Below are 3,908 nucleotides of genomic sequence, written 5' to 3'. Positions count from 1 at the left end.
CCAGACGCCGCATCGCCGGCACTACCCGTCTCGATCCGTAACGTGACCTCGACGACGTCACCGGGCTCCAGCACGTAATCCTCGTCGACGCTGACGCGCTGCGGCCGTTCTGCGTTCTTGCGCACGACAACGATCTCCGACTTGAGGTCACTTCCGCGTAGCCGCTGCGAGCGGACCGAGGTGTAGCGGAGTTTCTCGCCGATCCCCTGCAACTTGGCACCGAGCACTGCGACGCGCACGAGCGTGTCCTGCAACTCCTTCAGCAAGTCAATTTTGCGCAGGTCATCGAGTTTCTCCATTTGCCGCACCAGTTCTTCCTGCTGCTGTGTGACCTGCATGAGTTGCGAGGCCGTCTGCAGCTTGCGCGTCGCCGACAACAGCACCGCGCGTCGCGCGTCGGTGACCCGCGGGCTGGGCAGCGATCCTTTGCCATAGAGCTCCAGAACCTTCTGCAGCTCTTCCGCGTCGGCGCGCGTTCCTTGCTCCTCCTTCTGCTGCTGCTCGGTGAGCACGCGGATCTGCTCGTCGCCCTGCTGAATGGCGCGGCGCAGGAACGCCTTCTGCCGCTCGTGGTCGGACAGGCGAACGGTCAACTGCTCGGTTTCCACCTGCACGATCTCGGTGAGGATGGATTGCGGCACGGGGGCCTGCATCAACGCCCTTGCATCAAGCGACTGCGCGTGACCCAGTTCGACCTTGATGCGCGCCACGCGCGCCTGCTCCTTGGCGAATTCCACCCAGGACGCGGCATGGTCGGCGCGCAGGTCGGCCGACTCGAAGTACGGATTGTTCAGGCGAACGCGCAGCGGATCCAGCCCTCCGGCGAGCGCCAGCGCTTGTCGCACCGTCATGAGCGGCCGGTAGGGGAATTCACCAGCCTTGGACACGTCCCCGTCGACATAGATCGGCCGATACTCCACCACGCTCGCCGTGACGGCATCCATCGCCAGCGGAATAGTGATGTCGCGCCCGTCCGGCATGCGGTGCTGGAAGACTTTGGTCGCCAGCGCGGCTTGCACGGCGGCCTGAAGCTGTGACGGTGACAACCCGGCGACGGCCAGGTTTCCAAGCAATGGGAACGAGATGTGCCCGTCCACCTTGATCGCCACGCGCCGCTGGAGTTCCGGCACTCCGGCGACCCAGATTTCAACCACGTCGCCGATTTGCAGGCGATAGTCGGCGCGCGCCACGGCGGGCGCGCACAGCCAAGTGAGACCGATGAGGGACAGCGCCAGGCCGCAGCGCCGCGCCCGGCGCGCGCCACTTACGGTGATCAGACAAAGACGCGCGCGTTCTGACGTTCGCATGGGTGACCTCCTGACCTGCTTTTCATTTCATCCGCGTCGCCGTGTCAGGCCAGGCGAGGCGCGCGACGTAGTCGGAGACCGGCCCCCCCGCGCGGCCCCAATTGCTGGACCAGATCACCTGGGACCCGTCCGGCGAGGGAGAGGCGCGCGTCTCGCTCCAATAGTCGTGGTTCGCATTGCGCGTCTGCACGATGCGTCGCGCCTCGCCGCTGCCGTCGGTCCGCAACGCCACGATCTCCTGATAGAAGGGCGCCCGCTCCGGGCGTCCGGAGAGCGAACTGTAGGTGCCGATGAAGCCCACGAAGACCCAGCCCGACCGGCGGATGTTGCGCAGCGAGGCGTGCTGGCCGTAGCCTGACGGCGACAGGTCGGTCACCGCGCCGTCCTTGATCCGACGCTTGATCACGTGCCACTTGTCGGGATCGGCTTTGCTGATGCCGACGTAGACGTCGTTGCCGTCCTCGTCCACCATCATGTCGCCGTGACCGGGGCGATGATGCTCGTGGAAGTGCTGGGCCGGCGTGCCGTCAAGCGTGAAGAAGAAGGCCTCGTTGACGTCTCCGGCAGTGGTCTGGAAACACCCGATGTAGCGTCCGGAGGGGGCGATGCTGCAATGCACGTTGCGACCGGGCAACTCCGCGACCGGAACATCGGGGTACTTCGTGCGGGTCGCAATGTCGTAGGCGAAGGCCACCAAGGCGCCGCGCGCGTTGACCGCACGAACGACCAACCGGGTTCCGTCGTCCGACGGGTTGCCCTTCCATGGTCCGAAGTCCAGGTTGGTGTATTCGGTCGGCCGGTAGACCGTCGTCTTGATGTCGCCGCGCGGCTGCCAAGTGTAGATCTCGTGGCGGGAGACGCAGATCATCGACTCCGGATCGGTCGGACTCCATTCGCATTCGCTGGACATCGGGCGGTGAAACAAGGGCTGGTGTGTCTGCCCGTGCAAGAAGCAGAAACCGTGACTGCAGCCATGTGCGATCACGAGCAGGCTTTGGTCAGCATTCCAGGCCTGCGCGCTCGAATAGCGGTGAGTGCAGTGGGCAACGCCGCAGGACACTCCCGGAAGCAATGGCCGCCCCGGATCGGTGACACGCGTGAAGGAGGTGCCGAAGACCGGATCGACGACCGGGGCAAGATAAGGCGGGAGGGCCATCGCGGGGGTCGGAATGAGGCGAGCGCCCGCCTGCGCCCGGACTGCGCGCGTGGTTGCGTCCGTGCCCAGGAGCAGCAGCGCGGCAACGGTCGGCAAGGCCAGCACCGGCACCCTGATCACGTTCCTCATCCAGGCACCGGCGCTGTTGGGTCGGCGCCAATCCGGGCGATGGAGCGACATCACTCCGCCCTCCGGCCGGCGCCCTTTCGCGTCGGAAAATCGATCACCGCCGGATGGCCCGCCGTGCCGAGCTGCGGCAACTCGCCCAGCGATGCCGGCACGCCATTCTCCAGGTCGGGCCCCATCGATTCGCTCGGTGTCACGCGCGGCGCCCTGTGAGAGATCGCACCGTCATTCGCCGCCAACCGGATCGACGCGCTGTTGTTGATCGCCCAGATGGCGGCCTGCGTCCGGTTCTTGACGCGGATCTTTCGCAGGATCGCCTTGATGTGCACCTTCACCGTGGCCTCGGTGATGTTGCTCTTGCGTGCGATCGTCTTGTTGGAGTCGCCCTCGACCAAATGGCGCAAGATGCACCCTTCTCGCGCCGACAAGCGTGTCTCGTCGCCGCCGAGTTGCACGGCGCGCACGCCTGCGTCGGGTGTGTGCTCGTCGGCGAGAGTGTCGGGCTCGTGTTCCTCGGAATTGAGGACGGCCCACAGGAATTCCGGCGGCAAGATCGTCGTACCAAGCATGACCAGTTCGAGCGACTTGGTGAAGGCGGCCCAGTCGGCCACATCGACGAAGTAGGCATGGGCGCCGCCGCGGAATGCGGCCACGATGTCGTCAGGCTGGTAGTGATTGGCGAGAACGGCCACGCGTCCGGCCGTTCGCCGCGCCCGTAAAATACCGATCTGATTGAGTGTCGCCTCCGCGTCGTGCCCCGATTCGAGGACGAACAGCGCGGGCTGGCCCTCTGGTAACAGGTTCAGTGCAGCATCTTCCACGGACACGGTCGAAGCAACGACTCGAAAATCGGTCCCTCTGAAAATGTGCACCAGCCCTTCTCGGACCAACGCGTTCGGTCCGACAATGACGGTCTTGAACGATCGTCGCATGGAAGCCTCACCGTTCATGCACGGTGGTGCTCGATCGATCGCTGATCTTCTACGTCGGCGGTCTCAAGAGCCACTGTGCGATTCAGGTTCGCTTGTTTCTCACTTCCCTCTCCCCGCACCGGTGCCCGCCATCGCAAGGAACTCGGAGCCCGCTTCTATTGCTGATTTCCCGTCCGTTGCACCTCCAGTGGCGCGTCCGCAGTCCGTTTGACCAATTGGCGCGCGCTCTGCGCGTAACGCATAAAATGATACTGCCAATTGACTCCATTTACCCAGTACCCCTTTCGGGCGGACGGGTCGTACTCCTGGAGTAACTGATTGACTTGAGAGTTGCGGCATCCGGCCTCGCGCAGCCGCGCAGAACGGGTTTCGTTCCGCGTGCCCCAG

General features: G+C 64.8%; 4 protein-coding genes. All 4 read right to left on the bottom strand.

The annotated features are described in order from the left end of the window. On the bottom strand, positions 1-1,307 hold a 1,307-nt coding region (locus Q0C41_RS30335), incomplete at its 3' end, for a polysaccharide biosynthesis/export family protein (RefSeq protein ID WP_291990593.1). A gap of 22 nt (positions 1,308-1,329) precedes the next feature. Next, complete coding sequence (locus tag Q0C41_RS30330) at positions 1,330-2,583, bottom strand: hypothetical protein (protein WP_291990590.1); 1,254 nt, start codon at positions 2,581-2,583, stop codon at positions 1,330-1,332. A 59-nt stretch (positions 2,584-2,642) separates the two neighbouring features. Continuing rightward, positions 2,643-3,521, bottom strand: a complete 879-nt coding sequence (locus Q0C41_RS30325) for a response regulator transcription factor (protein ID WP_291990588.1) — start codon at positions 3,519-3,521, stop codon at positions 2,643-2,645. A 155-nt stretch (positions 3,522-3,676) separates the two neighbouring features. Continuing rightward, positions 3,677-3,908 (bottom strand): hypothetical protein (locus Q0C41_RS30320; protein WP_291990586.1); only part of this gene is annotated, 232 nt, incomplete at its 5' end.

The organism is Luteitalea sp. (genome assembly GCF_022842525.1).
Classification (GTDB): Bacteria; Acidobacteriota; Vicinamibacteria; order Vicinamibacterales; family Vicinamibacteraceae; genus Luteitalea.
This window is presented reverse-complemented; position numbering and strand designations above follow the sequence as displayed.